The organism is Enterobacter cloacae complex sp. HYC042_NIDB (assembly GCF_056673315.1).
The window spans coordinates 2,742,983-2,759,040 of the sequence record NZ_CP109650.1; the positions used below are offsets into that span (position 1 = coordinate 2,742,983).

Genomic DNA, 16,058 nt, shown 5'->3' on the forward strand with positions numbered 1-16,058 from the left:
TCAGGTAAAGCCGTCGTTCAGGAATACCCGTGTGCTCAAGGACGAGCCATCCCTAATTCTTTCTTTCCAACTCGATCTGCCTTATGCCAGCGAAATTATTGTTGCCCTTTTCAATTACAGCCAGTAGCGGCTTAATCCACAATACTGCCTGGCAGTACGTCATGGAGTTGGTGGCAACGGCACGATCATCGGCTGTGTCAGGTCCATTGGAATCGGTGTGCATGGCGCTGGCACGTAAACGGTGCGCGTATTTGAGCAGCCCACCAGCAATGTCAGCAGGAACAGGCAGATCACAGGTTTTTTCACGGCGGAGAATCTCCCGGTATTCGATTACGGTTTCTTCGGTGCTGGTGTCAATCAGGGAGTTGAGCCTATTGGCATGTTCTGCAACCTGATTGAATCGATTGAAGTTGAATGCCTGGGTAGCGATAACCTGCCCCTGCAGAGAATTGTCACTTCGCAGAACGTCGTTTTCGCTTTGAAGATTACTGGCCTCCGAGCAGCTCCGAACGAGGGCAACCGAAAGGCCAGCAATAATGACAACGCCGATAATACCCGGATTAATTTTCACTGGTCTATCCCCCAGCACGCCAGCGCACTTTCCTGGTCTCGCCGTTCTACCTGACCGTAGCAGCCGTTCTTCTGACCTTTAGTCATACTGCAATCGCGACCACCGTCTTTAATCCACCAGCGGATTGCCTCGCATGCCCCGCGGCGGTCACCGGCATTAATGCGCTTATAGAACGTGGACGGGAAGCACTTACCTGGCCCGATGTTGTACGGGCAGAAAGAAGCTATCCCAGCTTTCTGAGGTTCGGTAAGCGGTACCGTAATATTGCGATCAACCCACGCCAGAGCCTTATTGCGTTCGATGGCGTTCACCTGATTGCATTTGGCCTGAGTCAATTTCATGCCCTGCACAATCGGTTTACCATCAACCATCGTTGCGCCGCGGCAAATAGTCCAGATACCGCCGCCATCTTTGTAGGCCGTGAGGCTGTTACCCTCTTTCTCATTCAGAAACTGATCGAGAATGACGGATGCAGGAGCACCAGCCAGTACCAGCCCCAGAACTACAGTACTCAACTTTGCTCTGGATCCCATCACTCACCTTCCTTTTGTAATGCCTCAACGACCACGCTTGCAGCGGCAGGACGCTCTTGAAGGGGTTTATCACCAACGCCTTTCAGGTAGTCATTGACCATTTTTGTTCGCTTCTCATCCTCTCTACGCCTACGGTTTGCATCTACCCGCCCGTTAATGTACGAGGCTAGCGAGATAAGCAGACCAGCAGCGCCAAAGAACATGAACACCAGATCCTGAGTGGTAAATCCAATGGCTGACGCCAGAGCTGCTACCCACGCGAAGAACTGCGTGAAGATGTTCCCTGAATCATTCATTTTCATGGTCTCTCACCTCGCTAGGTGCGGGTGCTGATTTTGGAATAAAAAAGGCCGCCAATCGGCTGCCTTGTGAGGATTGAAATCTGCTGCAGCTTCCTTCTCCTGAGAAGTGCAATAAATTAAATAATCCTTAAGAAGAGCTATTTAACCCCTTAAAATAATTAACTTTTCACATAGTTTTTAAATGTTATCATTTGCGTTAAGTTAATGACTTATCCTCGTAGGGAAAAAAGAGATACAAGCTGGTAGCACTGGCATTATTCATGCGGAGAAGATTGATGTCGTTCTCCGCACTTTTTTTGTGCACTGAGCTAGATATCAAATGTCCACCAGCTATTACATTAGTGCCAGAAACATGATCAGACATTTAGCCCCCTCTTTCTTTGGCTACCCCATTCAGAAAATTTGAATGGAGAGAAAAAAAGCCCGCTCTTTTGAAGCGGGCCAATGAGTTGACTATTTGTAAGGTAGGTGTGAGTGAAACCAATACCTCAGTAGTGAGACTGTATCGACTGATTCACATTAGTATCAGGAGAACCACCGGGCATTCAGTAACTTCTCACGACTTGAAGAGTAGCAGTAGTTTTCCAAGCCATAAAAAAAGGCCTGCGTTTTATGGCAGGCTCTCAAGGAATTTTAATCTTTTATTGTTGTTGTCATGGTGCCGGGTGCCTCCCGGTGACCCTACCCCAGTCAGCAAGGCCGCGTGCATACCTGCAGAGCGCAGTTGACTGGAACGCCCTTTCGCTTAGAAAGGATTCACCACATGCATAAATTACTCATGAAGTATTCACCCGGTCAATACTATTCAACATTCGCAAAAAAAAGCCTGCTCGGACAAGCAGGCATAAATAGCTAAGTTGGCAATAACTGAGGGAGTGGTGCCGGGTGCCTCCCGGTGGAAATGATCACAGCATTCATTCCCGCGCGCTGGTTGGACACTCTGGAGAAATGTCCTGCTGAACCGCCCCTCCGCTTAGGGGGATCCACCACTAAAACGCTTTCAGAAACATCCATTCTGCAGGATGCTTAAGAAGCATATGTGCAGTATGAAGAATCTGCCACGTAATTAAATGAATATATTCATTTAAATGGTACAGGAAGAGGGCCTTCAATCACCTCGGCCTCTCCGTTGTCGCAGATGTCGTCACCCTGTGTCAGATGCCAAATACCATTAAAAGTAAGTCCCGTCTCAAGGTCTTCAGTAACGCCATTGCTGTAGTAAGCAACCTGAATCCTACCGTTGTGCTGAATCCAGTAGTAACCTTCTTGCATGATCATCTCCTTAACATGATGAGATGAGTATATTGCTGAGTTGAGATGAATGGCGTTAAATATACTTAGGATTTATTTCTGTCATGAGGATAGGACTTCCTCATCACTGTTGCCGAACTACTCAATCAGATCTCATTCATCTCAGATACTTCAAACTGAAAGACATAGGGATCAGAAAGAAGCTCAAATTGCTCATCGTCTAGATAGGTTACCGCTACGTGGTAATTTTCACCTGCGAAAGCCTTAATGGATGAGAGATCACGCCAATAAGTTGCCAGAAAGAAATGCTCCCATTCTCCCTGTCGTTCACGCCGTACGTATGCACCTTGGTTGCCATTAACACTTTTAGAGTGCTTAACTCCCGTTAATTCAAGATGCGCAGCAAACCCATCACCGTGTCGTACTGGTACGCAACCATGCCATGTTCTTACAATCATACCCCTCCATTAAATGTCTGAAAGTGAATTTATATTCACATTATCATAATATTTAATCTCTTTGGGGGTTTAAAATGCATTCTGACGTCATAAAAAAGCCCCACGGGGTTAACCGCAGGGCTTTAAACGAAGGCAACAACCCATCGTTAGAGCAAAATTACCACAGATTCGGGAAAAGTAAATAGCTCACGATAAAATAACGCCCTATTTTGTTATCTGCTTAAGCTGTGCATCAGCCCACGCCTCTTCGATATCAAACTTGGTGATGAGCTGGTCGTAGAATGGCTTAACAGACTTCTTCCAGGTATCGAGGCTGATTGCATCCGTTATCTGACACACCGCGGCGTAAGCCTCAGTTGATGGAATTCGTTCATACCCCCGTCCGCTGCAGCGCTTACAGTCAGCCAGAACCGGCACACCCTGCTGTTCAGTAAGAACCTGATTAACGGCTTTCCCACGTCCATGGCAATCTTTACAGGCGCAACTTACAACCTTCTTACCCTTGCACTGAGGGCAGAGAACGCGCGCTAACTCCATGACCTGCCTACGCACCTCATACTCAGAAGGTCGAATATTCTCGACACCCATGTGCAAAGACATCTTCACGAACTTCTTCTCTTTTGCCGGAGTGTGAGACTTCATGCTGAAAACCTCAGCGTCAATAAAGCCTTCCCCATTGCAGCCATCACACTGCTTTACGCTGGCGGCGCTGCGAGAATAATCTTCGAAAGCGAAGGTGGCCAACTGATGCATCACCAGTGGCTTAACCCCGGCATCCAGTTTGCGCAGCGCAGCCACCCGATCGCACATGGTCAGCGCATACTGAGCCAGCAACTCGATCGCCCTCTCACGGTCATTGTTGCTGATCCCCATCTTCCCGAGAAAAGCGCTATAACCCAAAGCAGCCCGTTCCTGCGTCATGCCCATGGCCGCCATGACATCCGTCCCGGTCAGCGTATATGAACCAGTGGCGCGCGGAGAGTCGCTAATAAGCGTCGACTTGGCGAAGTGGTATTTCACGGTGTTTTCGAGGTTCATTAGGCTGCTCCTGCTGAATGATAGATACGAACAAAATTACGAAGAATGCGGTAATCCACCAGCACCGATCCCCGGTAGCGGTAAATGCGAAGGCGCTGCCAGCGCGCGCGGAGTATCTCAAGCGTTTCTGGCTTCATCTGGTCACCTCGATAATGATTTGCCCTGTCTCCTCCCAGATTTTGGTAACCCGTCCGTCCCAAACATCGCTATCCTCGTCAAACACTGCATCCAGCAAAGCTTTTTCCAGGTTGTCTTTGTCCGGCTTTTGTTGATGAGGCTGGCCGACATATTGCGCTCGCTTTGTCTTGCTCCAGCTCTTTGGCATGGGGATCACGAACGTGACGTGATATCCAGACTCCGGCAGACGGACGCCCAGCAACCTGACCTGTTCTTTGTAAGCCCAGTACGCTGCTGTTGCTGGCCGTTTATGCCATCGGTCACGCTGAGTCATTCTGGGCTTGCCAATCGGCGTAATTTCGTAAATTTTCATGCGGGCACCACCAGCCCGCGGCGGGCAACTTCAATCACTGTCAGAACAATCGCGCGGTCCATAAGCTGCCGGCGCTCTTCCCTATTCAGCTTATTCCCGTTATCAATGCTGTCATGACAGCAAACGCAGAGCGCAGCTGTCGCACAGTCATCGGTTTTTAATCCCATGCCTTTCCCTTCGTTCCGGTGTGCCACCTGCGTTTCCCATGCACCACAAAGAACACAACGCTCTATCTGCCCGACGGCAGCGAGCCATTTTTTGCTGCGATAAATAACCATGCTCACCCCCACATCCGGTTTCGCCAGCGGCTGTCCGGGCGCGCTGGTGTATTTGATGTCGGAAGGAACGCACTGACAGTCCAGGTCACGTAATCCTGATTAAGGCTACGCTCAACTCGTACCCCGCGAGCTTTGTAACGCTTAACCAGTTCGTCGGCCTGTTCGGTGCTGCAATCGGTGTGATGAAACCAGGTGTATTTCATGGCCATCACCCCGCAAAGCCAAGCAGCTGCGCGGCGACGTTTTCGGCCTCGTCACGGCTGCGGAATGAACGGGACAGGACCCATCGCCAGAGGACATCGAGCGCAGCTTTGTAGAGCTGCTGAAATTCGAGCTCGTCCATATTGGCAAACGAGATGCTGCGAGGATGCTTTTTGAGTGTTCCGTCTGGCAACTGAATGGCATCAAAGTGCCCTGCCTCGACGATCACCCAGGAGCGGTAAGCATCGAAGGATTTGCACAGGCTAATGCCATTCGTGACGCGCCGGTAAGCAACCTGCTCAAGATACTGCTCGGCAGCATCGATAAGCGCCCCCTCATTCCCGCCATAAGAAGCCAGGAACTTGGCGTAGCCGGTGATCAGCTTCCGCTCGTTACTCGAGATAGCCCCGCCGGTTGGTTCCCAGTATTCAAAACCGAGATTGAGAAGCGCGAAAAAGCGCCGATGGAATGCCGGGTTACGTACCCGCCTGAACTCGGCAACAAGAACATCGCCGAGCCGGGTTTTTGATTGCAGAATATCGCTGGTCTCGGGCGTAGCCGGGATCAGTATTCCTGAGTGGTGTTTGATAAGTTGTAATTCTAGCGCCATGGTTCTCTCCGTGGCGCATCAGGTATAGGGTGTTCAGGCCTATGAAAGAATAATATCAGACGGTGGTGTAACTCGGTACCCCAGCCGTTTTGCAAATTGCATAAACCCATTCAGAGTGAAGATTTCTTCCTCTTCGAGTAACGGTCTTAATGAAACTATTCCATTTACTCGATAAACCAGATATCTCCCTTCCGCCGGGAAGCTATAGATAACTGCTTTATCGGCCCTTCTGACCACGTCGTACCATTGATCATCTGCATTAAAGGCATCTGCACTACACACTTTTTCCCCCAGAGCGACTTATGACGCGGTAAACAGTAATCGGGAACAGCCAGGGGAACGCAAACAGCGATACTCTTTAAAACTGCTCCAGTGAAATTCACGCGATTAATAAAACCACTCGTCCGCGCTCTCCCAGGTCTCCTGCAGGATATGTTCGACCTCCTTCTTATCGCCTCCGAAAACAGTCAGCCCATCATTGCTGGCACGCCTGATCGTTAACTGACAATCATCAAACTGCTTGCTAAGTCTTTTGAGCAGTTCTGACTCGAGCGCAGGTATAGCTCCAACAGGAAGTTTCTTCATGCGATCAATGGTTAACTCGATTTTCATTTTTCCCTCCGCAATGAACAACTGTATGCATATACAGGTTATTTATAAACATATCTTACGGATTTTGCAACGATTAAAGAGTGTTATAAGGATGGATCGCCTGCAGGCTTACAGGTATATGTTTTAAGTACGATATGGGGCAGATCTCAGATTTGGAGGTCTACACAATAGTTATGTTGAATAGATTTCAGCAGAGTTTGGTGCAGTTTCGCTACTAAATTGTGGCTTAGAAATGAGATTAATAAAATGAAAATCTGTAAAGGCTAATATGGAGCTTGCTGTTACTAGCAACAAATTAATCAGCAAGCTCTAAAACGATATGAAACATTACCAGAGCGTAATGTAATCCAACCGGTTATCGAAATTTACTGAGATGCAGGCACTGTATCATAATGACGAAAAGCCTCGATCCCGACTTTCTGACCATAAGAAAGTTCAAGTGTGTTACCATCAGGATCAGCGAAGAAGACATAATAACCTACCGGTTCCCCTGCCTGAACCGGTTCTTTTCGCAAGAAGCCTTCCATTCTGGCCATCGCTACCTTATTGTCGATTTCTTCAATGCTTGAACAAGCTACTCCCAAGTGACCAAAATTACCTAAAGGGGTGTCAGCCACAGCATCAACCTGGACAAGGACAAGCGCAAAAGGGCGAGTTAGGTCACTTAACCACGCGACTTTACGTGCCTCCGGAAGGTCAGGCTCTCGCCTGTGTACGACTTCCATGCCAGCATAACGGCCGTAAAAATCGATACTTTTTTCCAAATCTCTAACAACAAACGCAACGTGCGTAAAACCGACATCAATCTCTTTCATTAGGCTAATCCTTTAACTATCTACAGAATCGCCATTTTAAAAGCTCAAGTTAACGTGAGGTCAAGAGACTTTCAATCAGTGATTTTGCTGGATTTCTTGCACGTATTGTTCAATGTCGTTCAGGGTTGCAGCCTATGCTAACTAACTCCAGCAAAATGAAGATAAGGCCCGCTACACACAGAAGAAAAGATAAAGTTAAAGCCGCAATAAAAACCATTCGAAACTCCATGTAATCATTTTTACTACCACAATCTTAGAATTAATTTTTACTTTATCACGTGTGCACACCAGGCGATTTGATGTTGCAGAGCCAAACATATCTCGCGGGCTTTAACCACGTTTATTGATTGGTTTTTTTGTGAAGCATTTTACCCTTCATAGACAATTTTAAGGTCACAGAACTCTTTTTTGTAAATTTTTTCAGTAAAATAGCACTAACTGACCTTTCGCATGCTACTTTAGTAGAAAATCCTTTAAAGTGTGCAACTATGCTTACCACTCTCATCTACCGAAGCCACCTGCGAGCTGATACACCAATTCAATCCATAGTTGACATGGTTAGTGAAGCCAATTCCCGAAATGAACGTGCGGGGGTAACTGGTGTTTTACTTTTTAATGGCGTTCATTTCTTCCAGCTTCTGGAAGGAGATGAAACCGCTGTAAGGCAAATCTATAAAAAAATTTGTATGGATGCACTTCACTTTAACATTGTAGAACTCTTATCCGATTATGCCCCCTATCGACGATTTGGTCGCTCAGGCATGGAATTAATTGATATAAGACTATTCAGTAAAGAAGAGTGTCTGGACAGGGTTCTTCAACGTGGAACAACCAAACATAAATTGCTTTACAACGACAGAGCATTACGGTTTTTCCGTACATTTATAGATTCTGCTGAGACAGACAGCTATTATGAACTTCCTGATAGATACAGTTGGTTTTTTTCATCCGATCAAATAAATGTATCATCGGTTGATCCCGATATTATCGAAGACATGCATGCAGTTATAGACCCTCTGGCTGCTCAAATTCATTCTTTTGTCTTGAGTGCAAAATCAGATAAAGACGATATAAAAGCCAATAATTTATTTTTTGATTTGGAATCGAAGAGAGATTTGTTAAAAATCGCAGGGAGTTTCATTACCTCTTCACAACGAGTATCAATAACACTCCTGCCTTTAACCTTACTGAGGGTACCTAATGCGATTGAGATATTGCTCGATTACATCAGAGAAAGTAACTTATACCCAGAACAAGTTATAGTTGAGTTTTCAGAGAGCGAAATAATCCCTGAAATTGATGAGTTCGCGCATTCAGTGCAGATACTCAAAAGTTGCGGTTTAAGCGTTGCTATTAATGACTTTGGTGTAGGAAATGCAGGTTTATTGTTTCTTTCAAAATTTCAGCCTGAGAAGCTAAAAATACACCCTCAACTAATCCAAAACATACATAAAGACGGTACCAAACAGGCGATACTGCAAAGCTTAATACGTTGCGGCGAACTTTTAGAGATAAGGATTTGTGCAACAGGTGTCGAACAACCAGAAGAATGGATGTGGTTAGAATCCGCTGGGATATTTTGCTTCCAGGGCAATCTTTTTTCAAAATATGATAAAAATGGATCTTTGACGATCTTCTGGCCAGAATCTAATGAGTTTAAAGAATGTTAAAATGAAACTTGAGACATTCTTCTGTGATAAGCAAAGTGTAATGTCCGATAAGTACACAAAGCGGGCGCAGCCAATTCGTTGCTGCACTCACTAATAAAATTTGACATGAGGGACAGCAAGGTCGCTCATATGCGCTGCAGTTGAGTTAAGTAAGACGGTATTGAGACTTGTAGTTGGCAATGGTGCCCTTCAAAAATGCCGAGGTGAAACTGGTTGTAGCTGTTAGGCAAAATCACTTATTCTTTGCCGCTAAACATGTAGGAGAAGAGCCATGACCAGTGAAATCCGCAGACGGGGAAGACCACGGAAAACAGAGAGCACCTATGCAGATACTCGTAATGATCTGATCTGCAGCGGTCTTGAGTTGCTGACGCAGAATGGTTTTCTTGCAACTGGAGTCGATGCCATTGTCAAAAATGCCGGTGTGCCTAAAGGCTCATTTTATTATTACTTCAAGAGCAAAGAGGAGTATGCGCAGGCCGTCCTCCATGCCTATGACAGTTTCTTCGAGCATAAACTTAAAAAACACCTTCATCAACCTTTATGCGAACCAATGTTACGGCTGGAAAATTTTATCCACGATGCCTGCAACGGGATTAAAAAGTACAATTTTACCCGAGGCTGCCTTGTTGGAAATATGATGCAGGAAAGTCCGGGACTGCCACAATCCTTTATCCAGCAGCTACAAGATGTTCTTGAGAGCTGGCAAGAACTTGTTGCTTCCTGTCTGTCCGATGCACTAACTTCAGGCGAAATTTGCTCCGAAATGAACGACAAACAACTGGCAGCAATTTTCTGGAGTGGCTGGGAGGGTGCCGTTATGCGTTCCAAACTTTATAGTTCAACCCAACCTGTGTACGATTTCTGGAACTATTTCAAAACATCTGTCCGTTACCAGTCGTCGCAGGAAGCAACTGAAGTACAGTAAAAGAGGAGCCGTTAGCGGCCCCTCGTTCGATCTGCAACTCCGTATCTATAATTAGCTACATTCAATTACCGCTCGACCGCGAATTCCGCCATTCAGAAGTTTTTCGGCTACAGTGATGGCCTCACTTAGCGGATATACAGTCGTCAGGCTATCCAGCCTGGACTCTGGTAAATGCTTTAACGCCTGCTGCCAGATCGCCGCTCTTTTCTCTTTCGCGAACATGACACTATCAATCCCTTTCAGCGTAACACCACGAAGAATAAACGGAGCCACATTTCCCATCAACTCCATACCCTGAGCCATGCCACAGGCTGCAACAATACTGCCATAGCGGACCCCTGCACAGGCGTTACAGAGCGTGTGGCTGCCGACTGTATCAATGGCAGCAGCCCAGCGTTCTTTTTGTAACGGTTTGCCCGGGCTTGAAAGCTCAGCACGGTTAATGATGTCGTTCACCCCGACCGTTTTATATAGCCACGAGGATTCTTCCGGCCGACCGGTAGAAGCGGTCACATGGAAGCCCATAGACGAAAGGATCATGGCCGCAATACTACCGACACCTCCACTGGCACCGGTAACAAGTACGGACCCATCTTCAGGCTTAACACCATGATTGAGCAGCGCGTCGACACACAGCATCGCGGTAAACCCAGCCGTCCCGATAGCCATGACGTGTTTGCTATTTGCGCCTGCCGGAAGCGGCGTCAGCCAGTCGCCTTTCACTCGTGCTTTTTCAGACAGCCCACCCCAGTGTTTTTCCCCTACACCCCAGCCTGTCAGTAGAACCTTATCTCCGGGCTGATATTCAGGATGTGAACTGGCGGACACCGTACCGGCAAAATCAATGCCTGGCACCATTGGAAAGTGTCGGACGATTGGGCCTCGGCCCGTAATGGCAAGCGCATCTTTGTAGTTGATGGAGGAATATTCAATATTTACCTCAACATCCCCCTGCGGCAGCTCACTTTCAGCAATTTCAACAAGTTGCGCACTGTAGCGTTCATCTGCTTTGTTTATTAATAAAGATTTAAACACTTTCACCTCGTCTATTTGGGCGTTTATCGTTCAGTAATTAAGTCATGTACAAATAATATTGACCGATCGTCTAATAATCAATCCTACTATCCCGGTATTTTGTCAGGATTCAAGACTTATTACTTTTTTCATAGGCTTAACGCAGTCATAATTGATCAGTGTCAAGCTGGAGGTGGGTAAACTAATACATAGGGAAATGTAAGCGGATCCGGCGGGTGCAAAGGCAATGCTTCAGTACTCAGTTGATAACGGTAAACCCAGCAGGCTTGGATTGTTGGCCTCATTTTCGCTCACAGGAACCAGTTCATCTCTATCTCCTCACACCAGCATTGATCCAATTAAATTTGGCTTTAAAAGCTCAGCTGGTATCGAACGGTCAGCGATACTTGCGCAGCAAACGCGCCGCGCAAATACAGTGTTGGCTTACCTTTAATCAAACGTGCTCACGCCTTCATACCCTTCCCCCTTGCGATGTTAATTCTGTCAATGCATTCCCTTAATGCTTTGACTTGCTCAGGGGTAAGTTCAGATTCATCGATTGTGGCCAGAAGAGCGTTAAGGGAGCGCTCAATATCGTTTTTAGTCAACCGTAAACAGATAACCTTAACCCAACGTGGCGAGAACTTGCTGAGGCCGATTGCTCTTGTGATGCGTAGTTTCATGAGATGCCTCTTAACCGCCAGTGGTGGCGATTTCAAACTCGCTTATAACACACGTGGAGAAGACTTATGTGATTATTTCGCCATAGAAATTTCTAAGGGTCGTTTCACTTGAGGACAACCAGGCTTTCAGTAAACGCCTAAATTGGTTTTCCAGCATGTCACACAAGCGCCTCGTCATAACCCGAAGCGGCTTATCAAGTGAAGGTAGTTTTTACGGTCATGCACAGGCTGGGATGTCATTTGTGTGCCAGAAGCAGACTTTAATATAGCTCCAGAGTCCCTTATGGGAGCTATTTACATCTGTCAAGCTTTAGCAAGCGGCTTCATTCGAAAACTAATACCCATACGATTAATGGCATTCATGGTGGCAATAACAATGGTAAGTTCAACCAAATCTTTTTCACCGAATACAGAAAGCGCTGCGGAATATGCTTCATCGGAAGCATGTGTTTCACTAACACGGGTAACTTCTTCCGCCCATGAGAGGGCAGCTTGCTCTATATCCGAGAATAAATAGGTAGCTTCTCGCCAGACAGGCACCAATACAATCTTTTCGACGGACATGCCACTCTTGATAAGATCGCGAGTATGTATATCTATGCAGTGTGCACAACCATTGATCTGGGAAACTCTTAAAAAAATTAAATGGATCAGCTCGGCAGGTAAACCTGTACCAGTAGTGGCGTAATGATGGAGCGCTGCTATAGCCTTGCCACCTTTATCGGAAACTTGAAACCAGTTTGGACGCTTCATCGTTATTTCCACCTTTTTGAGTTGTTTAAAATAAAAAGATTCCTCACAGAATCGCTACGACTGAATGACAGAATTTAAATTAGTACGTCTGCTCAGACGTTGTAATCTTAACCATTGATGTCATAGATAAAAGAGACAAAAAATGAGTAAAACGGTAGGACAATTATGGGATACCTCATGCAGTAAAACTGGATAACAATTTTTAAAAGCAATCCCTGAGTGTTGATAAAATCCACGGTAGAGTCCGCTTCTCGCTCATAACAGACCATTTCCTCACTATGCCCTGCCATCTGCTTTCATCCGCTGATATTTAGCTTTCAAAAGCTCCGCCGGTGTCGGCCCTTTCGGATCAACTGGCGCAGCCAACGCCCGACGAATAGGCGGAATCGGCTTTCCGGCCAGCACCCGCTTTTCCCACATACCCAGTATTTCTCCAGCTTCACGCTCAAGCTCTTTGTTGCTCAGTTGGCCATCAGTTCCGCGGCGACGCAGCTCAAGGCAGATGTGGTAATAAACCGGCTTCGGCCACGGATATTGCTCGCTGCTCGGGTACCGAAACACCAGCTTGCGCCACTTCCAGTATTCGGCCATCACATCAGCGACGGTGATCCCCAGCACGCAGCGCCCTTCCCTGCACCACTTGATGAACTGGCCTGGCGAAGGCAGGAATGGGCGTTCCTGACGGCGCACCATGCGCATGCCGGCTTCAACCTGCTCCAGAGTGGTGATCCCGTTTTCTTTGAAGGCCAGCACCCACTGACGGCGGATCTCGTTCACGTCTTCCTGGCTGCGATTAACCAAGCTTGCCGGGAACGCGGCTGCCAGCTGTACGAACAGCCCGTTGATAATCTGAGCCACCTGCTGCGTTTGTTCGCGTTCGGTGTACTGCTCAGGCATGTTGTGCGCCACGCGGCGAGCCTGTTCCCTGTCAAAATTGCGAATGCTCTCGGCAAGATTTTTCATTCCAGCACCCCGTCAATCCAGTCGGTGTTATGCAGGTCAACGCCGCCCCGCGATGACTTTGCCGCCCCGGTTGCGCGCAGCCGTTTGGTTGTGAGTTGATCCCACTGCTTGCGCAAACTCGAAGGGCTCAGGATATTGTCTTTCCAGAATTCATCCCTGTTGGCCCACTGGAACAGGTCGCAGATTTCGTAGTGAGTACGATTGTCCTGAACACGCATCAGCCTGATGGTGTTTGCCCATTCAGCCCAGTTTGGTTCGGATAGCGAAGCGTTGACGGTGAGAAGCCTTTCGTAAATCCAGCGAGCGGCCTTGAGGTCGTCAGCGGATCCCCATGATTTACCTGCAGGGGTGTATATCCCGGCGGCAGCTTCAGGATGACGAGAGAGAAACTTTTGAGTTTTCTGGTTTCGGGATTCGTCAGAATTCCGAGACGAGGATATTTTAATATTGTTTTTGTTATAGTCTTGGGTGTCTACCGTTTCCGGGAAGGTTTTTCCCGTTTTCGGTAACACTTTTCCCGATTTCGGGAAGACTTTTCCCGTTTTCGGTTTGTCTAAAACCCAGGCGGAAAGGTCAGTATTTATACCGACAGTTTTCATCACTCCCTGCTTTTGACTGAAGATAATTTTGCGTTCTGCGAGCGATTTCAGCGCATCAGAAACATGCGAATCACTCAGCCCTGTAAGCTCAGCGATCACCGTGTTCGTAACGCGGTCCTGTTTCTTGTTCCAGCCGTAGGTAAGCCAGATCACCGCCTCAAAACACTGCCACTCCCGGCCTGACATTCTCAGACGAGGCTTGAGCTGTTGGATTTCGTTAGCGACCTTGGTATACCCGTTCGACAGGTCGGCCATACGACCTCCCGGTTGTTCAGTTCTGTTGGGGAAATTGATAATTTCAGCTGTGTTTGACATACTTAGCTCCGCAATTACACTCCGTTTTTGCACCTGAAAGTCGGTTCTGTTAGCGCAGACCGGCTTTCGCCTTTTCTGAAGTCTTCACATTGCCCCCAGCATGGTTGTGACCATCGCCAGCAGTGGAGCCGTAAGGTCCGGATCGATCCTGAACATTTCGAAAATCCCCTCTCCTAACTCCTTCAGCTTTTCCTTTTTCGGTGCATCGAGCATCAAAGCTTGCTTCGCCTCACTCACCTCTTTTTCCAGCCGGGCCATCCGGTAGGCAAACGAGTCGTTCTTAACGACACGGTCGCGGTATCGAAGCGGTAATACGGACATGATCGCGGGCACCAGCTGTTCGATGTTCTTTCGGTACGATGCGGAGTCTTCTTTGTTGTCGAGCCAGCGGAACAGCTTCACGTTCCAGACATCGGCCTGGCCTGAGAAATCCACGTCATCAAGTTGAAGTTCTTCCGCCGCTTCTTGGATTTGAAGTGCTACAGCTACGCGCCCTTCTGCCGCCGCCCAAGCTCGTACCGCCGAGCAGATATCGCGATGATCGATATCCTTCACTGCCGATTCGCTTTGATGACACTGGAATATCAGTGAATTAGAGGAAGCTCTGTTACTCTGTTGGAATGAAACAGTCTGCATTTTGTTAAGGCTCCTGTTTGGGTAAACCGTCTGTTGGGTTTGGGTAGAGATCTGGGCGCAACTCGTGCGGAGTTACGCCGGTAACCCCATAAATTTGCAAAACTCGATCTGCCGGGACGACGCCCTGATATCGATTTCGCCAATGACTAACAGTCATGGCGCTTACGGTTTACACCGATGAACTGAACGACTTCGACCTGCGCCGCCTCGAAGCGCTGCGCGCTCAGGCTTAAGGGGGATTTATGCATAACACTAACGTTACCGTTGCTGACCAGAACACCGTTATTAACTCCAACGTGGCTTTGTTCGATTCCCAGTATCTGAACGCCATCAGCACGTTCGCGCAGATTATGGCCCAAGGCACCGCTACTGTTCCTAAGCACCTGCAGGGCAACCAGGCCGACTGCATGGCTGTAGCAATGCAAGCGGCACAGTGGCAGATGAATCCCTTTGCCGTGGCGCAGAAAACGCACCTTATTAACGGTGTGCTCGGGTACGAAGCGCAACTGGTTAATGCCGTCATCTCGCGCAGCGGCGTGCTGGCCAGCCGTTTTGAATATGAGTGGTACGGGCCATGGGAAAAGGTCGTTGGAAAATTCCATATCCGTAAAGGAGACAAAGGCGAGTACCGCGTCCCGGGCTGGACCCTGGCTGACGAAGCCGGGATCGGCATCATTATCCGCGCAACGCTTAAAGGCGAAGATCAGCCAAGAGAACTCGATTTGCTGCTGGCTCAGGCCCGAACCCGAAACTCTACCCTGTGGGCTGACGACCCACGCCAGCAGCTGGCGTACTTGGCCGTCAAACGCTGGGCGAGACTGTTCTGCCCGGATGTGATTCTGGGCGTTTACACCCCGGATGAGCTCGATGATCGCCGTGAAGAACGAGAGGTAAACCCCGCACCAGCGCAGCACGTTAGCCTCGCTGATATTTCAGGTGACAACGTCACTACTACTCAAACGGCTCATGAATCGGCACAAAACATCGATGCTCTAGCTGATGATTTCCGCGACCGCATCGAGGCGGCTCAGGATGTGGATAGCGCTAAAGCTCTGCGCGCAGATATTGAAACCGTGAAAGCAACGCTGGGTTCTGCCCTGTTCACTGAGCTGAAAAACAAGGCCGTGAAGCGTTATTACCTGGTTGATGCACGGAACAAAGTCGAAGCAGCCATCAATTCCTTGCCACCTTCAGATGAACCCGATGCAGCTGCGCGGTTCGCAGAGGTAGAGCGCGTTCTTGCGTCGTCTAAACGTCATCTGGGCGATGAATTGCATGGTCAGTTCAGCATCACTCTGGCGGATATGAAACCGGAATACGTGGACTAACGAGATCGGG

At 48.1% G+C, this 16,058-nt stretch carries 22 protein-coding genes and 1 pseudogene; 3 read left to right on the forward strand and 20 right to left on the reverse strand.

The window, feature by feature from the left end; genetic code table 11:
- Positions 1 to 52: 52 nt before the first annotated feature.
- From OKF39_RS13170 to OKF39_RS13235, 14 genes are all read right to left on the reverse strand, one after another.
- Positions 53 to 571 carry a hypothetical protein gene (locus tag OKF39_RS13170; protein WP_028013328.1) on the reverse strand — a complete coding sequence of 173 codons (519 nt, stop codon included), beginning with the start codon at positions 569 to 571 and terminating at the stop codon, positions 53 to 55.
- Positions 568 to 1,104: a lysozyme gene (locus OKF39_RS13175; RefSeq protein WP_028013329.1), complete on the reverse strand. Its 537-nt coding sequence runs from the start codon at positions 1,102 to 1,104 to the stop codon at positions 568 to 570. Before OKF39_RS13175 ends, OKF39_RS13170 begins: the two co-directional genes overlap by 4 nt.
- Positions 1,104 to 1,406: a hypothetical protein gene (locus OKF39_RS13180; RefSeq protein WP_028013330.1), complete on the reverse strand. Its 303-nt coding sequence runs from the start codon at positions 1,404 to 1,406 to the stop codon at positions 1,104 to 1,106. The genes OKF39_RS13175 and OKF39_RS13180 overlap by 1 nt, the downstream gene beginning before the upstream one ends.
- A gap of 1,080 nt (positions 1,407 to 2,486) precedes the next feature.
- The gene (locus tag OKF39_RS13185) at positions 2,487 to 2,678 is read right to left on the reverse strand and encodes a hypothetical protein (RefSeq protein ID WP_028013331.1); all 192 of its coding nucleotides are present in this window, start codon (positions 2,676 to 2,678) and stop codon (positions 2,487 to 2,489) included.
- Between the two features lie 125 nt (positions 2,679 to 2,803).
- Positions 2,804 to 3,115 (reverse strand): hypothetical protein, encoded by a 312-nt coding sequence (locus OKF39_RS13190; RefSeq protein ID WP_028013332.1) that lies wholly within the window; start codon positions 3,113 to 3,115, stop codon positions 2,804 to 2,806.
- A gap of 204 nt (positions 3,116 to 3,319) precedes the next feature.
- On the reverse strand, positions 3,320 to 4,153 hold the full coding sequence (locus OKF39_RS13195) for an antitermination protein (protein WP_028013333.1): 834 nt from the start codon (positions 4,151 to 4,153) through the stop codon (positions 3,320 to 3,322).
- Positions 4,153 to 4,290, reverse strand: coding sequence for a YlcG family protein (locus tag OKF39_RS13200; protein WP_000801961.1), 138 nt, complete (start codon positions 4,288 to 4,290; stop codon positions 4,153 to 4,155). Before OKF39_RS13200 ends, OKF39_RS13195 begins: the two co-directional genes overlap by 1 nt.
- Positions 4,287 to 4,643, reverse strand: coding sequence for a RusA family crossover junction endodeoxyribonuclease (locus OKF39_RS13205; RefSeq protein WP_479983025.1), 357 nt, complete (start codon positions 4,641 to 4,643; stop codon positions 4,287 to 4,289). Before OKF39_RS13205 ends, OKF39_RS13200 begins: the two co-directional genes overlap by 4 nt.
- Positions 4,640 to 4,921, reverse strand: coding sequence for a DUF1364 family protein (locus OKF39_RS13210; RefSeq protein WP_028013335.1), 282 nt, complete (start codon positions 4,919 to 4,921; stop codon positions 4,640 to 4,642). Before OKF39_RS13210 ends, OKF39_RS13205 begins: the two co-directional genes overlap by 4 nt.
- Before the next feature lie 2 nt (positions 4,922 to 4,923).
- Positions 4,924 to 5,130, reverse strand: a complete 207-nt coding sequence (locus tag OKF39_RS13215) for a hypothetical protein (RefSeq protein ID WP_072032019.1) — start codon at positions 5,128 to 5,130, stop codon at positions 4,924 to 4,926.
- Positions 5,130 to 5,732, reverse strand: coding sequence for a DUF1367 family protein (locus OKF39_RS13220; RefSeq protein WP_025913039.1), 603 nt, complete (start codon positions 5,730 to 5,732; stop codon positions 5,130 to 5,132). Before OKF39_RS13220 ends, OKF39_RS13215 begins: the two co-directional genes overlap by 1 nt.
- A 39-nt stretch (positions 5,733 to 5,771) precedes the next feature.
- A complete protein-coding gene (locus OKF39_RS13225) occupies positions 5,772 to 6,014 on the reverse strand; it encodes a hypothetical protein (RefSeq protein ID WP_224065701.1) in 243 nt (80 codons plus the stop codon).
- A gap of 105 nt (positions 6,015 to 6,119) precedes the next feature.
- Entirely contained in the window at positions 6,120 to 6,344 is a 225-nt protein-coding gene (locus OKF39_RS13230) for a DinI family protein (RefSeq protein ID WP_028013336.1), read from the reverse strand.
- Between the two features lie 365 nt (positions 6,345 to 6,709).
- Positions 6,710 to 7,159, reverse strand: coding sequence for a VOC family protein (locus tag OKF39_RS13235; RefSeq protein ID WP_028013337.1), 450 nt, complete (start codon positions 7,157 to 7,159; stop codon positions 6,710 to 6,712).
- A 488-nt stretch (positions 7,160 to 7,647) separates the two neighbouring features.
- Between OKF39_RS13235 and OKF39_RS13240 the strand changes: the two genes are divergently transcribed.
- Positions 7,648 to 8,829 carry a diguanylate phosphodiesterase gene (locus OKF39_RS13240; protein ID WP_028013338.1) on the forward strand — a complete coding sequence of 394 codons (1,182 nt, stop codon included), beginning with the start codon at positions 7,648 to 7,650 and terminating at the stop codon, positions 8,827 to 8,829.
- A 271-nt stretch (positions 8,830 to 9,100) separates the two neighbouring features.
- The gene (gene acuR, locus OKF39_RS13245) at positions 9,101 to 9,757 is read left to right on the forward strand and encodes an acrylate utilization transcriptional regulator AcuR (protein ID WP_479983026.1); all 657 of its coding nucleotides are present in this window, start codon (positions 9,101 to 9,103) and stop codon (positions 9,755 to 9,757) included.
- 51 nt (positions 9,758 to 9,808) lie between these two features.
- Here acuR and acuI read toward each other — a convergent pair whose 3' ends face one another.
- From acuI to OKF39_RS13275, 6 genes and pseudogenes are all read right to left on the reverse strand, one after another.
- Positions 9,809 to 10,792, reverse strand: coding sequence for an acrylyl-CoA reductase (NADPH) (acuI, locus tag OKF39_RS13250; protein WP_028013340.1), 984 nt, complete (start codon positions 10,790 to 10,792; stop codon positions 9,809 to 9,811).
- A 965-nt stretch (positions 10,793 to 11,757) separates the two neighbouring features.
- Positions 11,758 to 12,207 carry a carboxymuconolactone decarboxylase family protein gene (locus OKF39_RS13255; RefSeq protein ID WP_014832179.1) on the reverse strand — a complete coding sequence of 150 codons (450 nt, stop codon included), beginning with the start codon at positions 12,205 to 12,207 and terminating at the stop codon, positions 11,758 to 11,760.
- A gap of 276 nt (positions 12,208 to 12,483) precedes the next feature.
- Entirely contained in the window at positions 12,484 to 13,170 is a 687-nt protein-coding gene (locus tag OKF39_RS13260) for a replication protein P (protein WP_048254461.1), read from the reverse strand.
- Positions 13,167 to 14,084 (reverse strand): replication protein, encoded by a 918-nt coding sequence (locus OKF39_RS13265; protein ID WP_028013342.1) that lies wholly within the window; start codon positions 14,082 to 14,084, stop codon positions 13,167 to 13,169. Before OKF39_RS13265 ends, OKF39_RS13260 begins: the two co-directional genes overlap by 4 nt.
- An 84-nt stretch (positions 14,085 to 14,168) precedes the next feature.
- On the reverse strand, positions 14,169 to 14,720 hold the full coding sequence (locus tag OKF39_RS13270; RefSeq protein ID WP_028013343.1) for a toxin YdaT family protein: 552 nt from the start codon (positions 14,718 to 14,720) through the stop codon (positions 14,169 to 14,171).
- Between the two features lie 4 nt (positions 14,721 to 14,724).
- A pseudogene (locus OKF39_RS13275) lies at positions 14,725 to 14,886 on the reverse strand (YdaS family helix-turn-helix protein); the annotation flags it as partial.
- Positions 14,887 to 14,962: 76 nt separating this feature from the next.
- Between OKF39_RS13275 and OKF39_RS13280 the strand changes: the two are divergent.
- Positions 14,963 to 16,048: a RecT family recombinase gene (locus tag OKF39_RS13280; RefSeq protein ID WP_028013346.1), complete on the forward strand. Its 1,086-nt coding sequence runs from the start codon at positions 14,963 to 14,965 to the stop codon at positions 16,046 to 16,048.
- Positions 16,049 to 16,058 lie beyond the last annotated feature (10 nt).

What these genes read in the sequence shown, in the direction of transcription:
- OKF39_RS13200 (WP_000801961.1), bottom strand. Translation starts at nt 4,290, where the DNA reads ATGAAGCCAGAAACGCTTGAGATACTCCGCGCGCGCTGGCAGCGCCTT.
- OKF39_RS13280 (WP_028013346.1), top strand. Translation starts at nt 14,963, where the DNA reads ATGCATAACACTAACGTTACCGTTGCTGACCAGAACACCGTTATTAAC.
- OKF39_RS13180 (WP_028013330.1), bottom strand. Translation starts at nt 1,406, where the DNA reads ATGAAAATGAATGATTCAGGGAACATCTTCACGCAGTTCTTCGCGTGG.
- OKF39_RS13205 (WP_479983025.1), bottom strand. Translation starts at nt 4,643, where the DNA reads ATGAAAATTTACGAAATTACGCCGATTGGCAAGCCCAGAATGACTCAG.
- OKF39_RS13210 (WP_028013335.1), bottom strand. Translation starts at nt 4,921, where the DNA reads ATGGTTATTTATCGCAGCAAAAAATGGCTCGCTGCCGTCGGGCAGATA.
- OKF39_RS13175 (WP_028013329.1), bottom strand. Translation starts at nt 1,104, where the DNA reads ATGGGATCCAGAGCAAAGTTGAGTACTGTAGTTCTGGGGCTGGTACTG.
- OKF39_RS13265 (WP_028013342.1), bottom strand. Translation starts at nt 14,084, where the DNA reads ATGTCAAACACAGCTGAAATTATCAATTTCCCCAACAGAACTGAACAA.
- OKF39_RS13230 (WP_028013336.1), bottom strand. Translation starts at nt 6,344, where the DNA reads ATGAAAATCGAGTTAACCATTGATCGCATGAAGAAACTTCCTGTTGGA.
- OKF39_RS13220 (WP_025913039.1), bottom strand. Translation starts at nt 5,732, where the DNA reads ATGGCGCTAGAATTACAACTTATCAAACACCACTCAGGAATACTGATC.
- OKF39_RS13240 (WP_028013338.1), top strand. Translation starts at nt 7,648, where the DNA reads ATGCTTACCACTCTCATCTACCGAAGCCACCTGCGAGCTGATACACCA.
- OKF39_RS13260 (WP_048254461.1), bottom strand. Translation starts at nt 13,170, where the DNA reads ATGAAAAATCTTGCCGAGAGCATTCGCAATTTTGACAGGGAACAGGCT.
- acuR (WP_479983026.1), top strand. Translation starts at nt 9,101, where the DNA reads ATGACCAGTGAAATCCGCAGACGGGGAAGACCACGGAAAACAGAGAGC.
- OKF39_RS13235 (WP_028013337.1), bottom strand. Translation starts at nt 7,159, where the DNA reads ATGAAAGAGATTGATGTCGGTTTTACGCACGTTGCGTTTGTTGTTAGA.
- OKF39_RS13185 (WP_028013331.1), bottom strand. Translation starts at nt 2,678, where the DNA reads ATGCAAGAAGGTTACTACTGGATTCAGCACAACGGTAGGATTCAGGTT.
- OKF39_RS13270 (WP_028013343.1), bottom strand. Translation starts at nt 14,720, where the DNA reads ATGCAGACTGTTTCATTCCAACAGAGTAACAGAGCTTCCTCTAATTCA.
- OKF39_RS13215 (WP_072032019.1), bottom strand. Translation starts at nt 5,130, where the DNA reads ATGGCCATGAAATACACCTGGTTTCATCACACCGATTGCAGCACCGAA.
- OKF39_RS13255 (WP_014832179.1), bottom strand. Translation starts at nt 12,207, where the DNA reads ATGAAGCGTCCAAACTGGTTTCAAGTTTCCGATAAAGGTGGCAAGGCT.
- OKF39_RS13190 (WP_028013332.1), bottom strand. Translation starts at nt 3,115, where the DNA reads ATGATTGTAAGAACATGGCATGGTTGCGTACCAGTACGACACGGTGAT.
- OKF39_RS13195 (WP_028013333.1), bottom strand. Translation starts at nt 4,153, where the DNA reads ATGAACCTCGAAAACACCGTGAAATACCACTTCGCCAAGTCGACGCTT.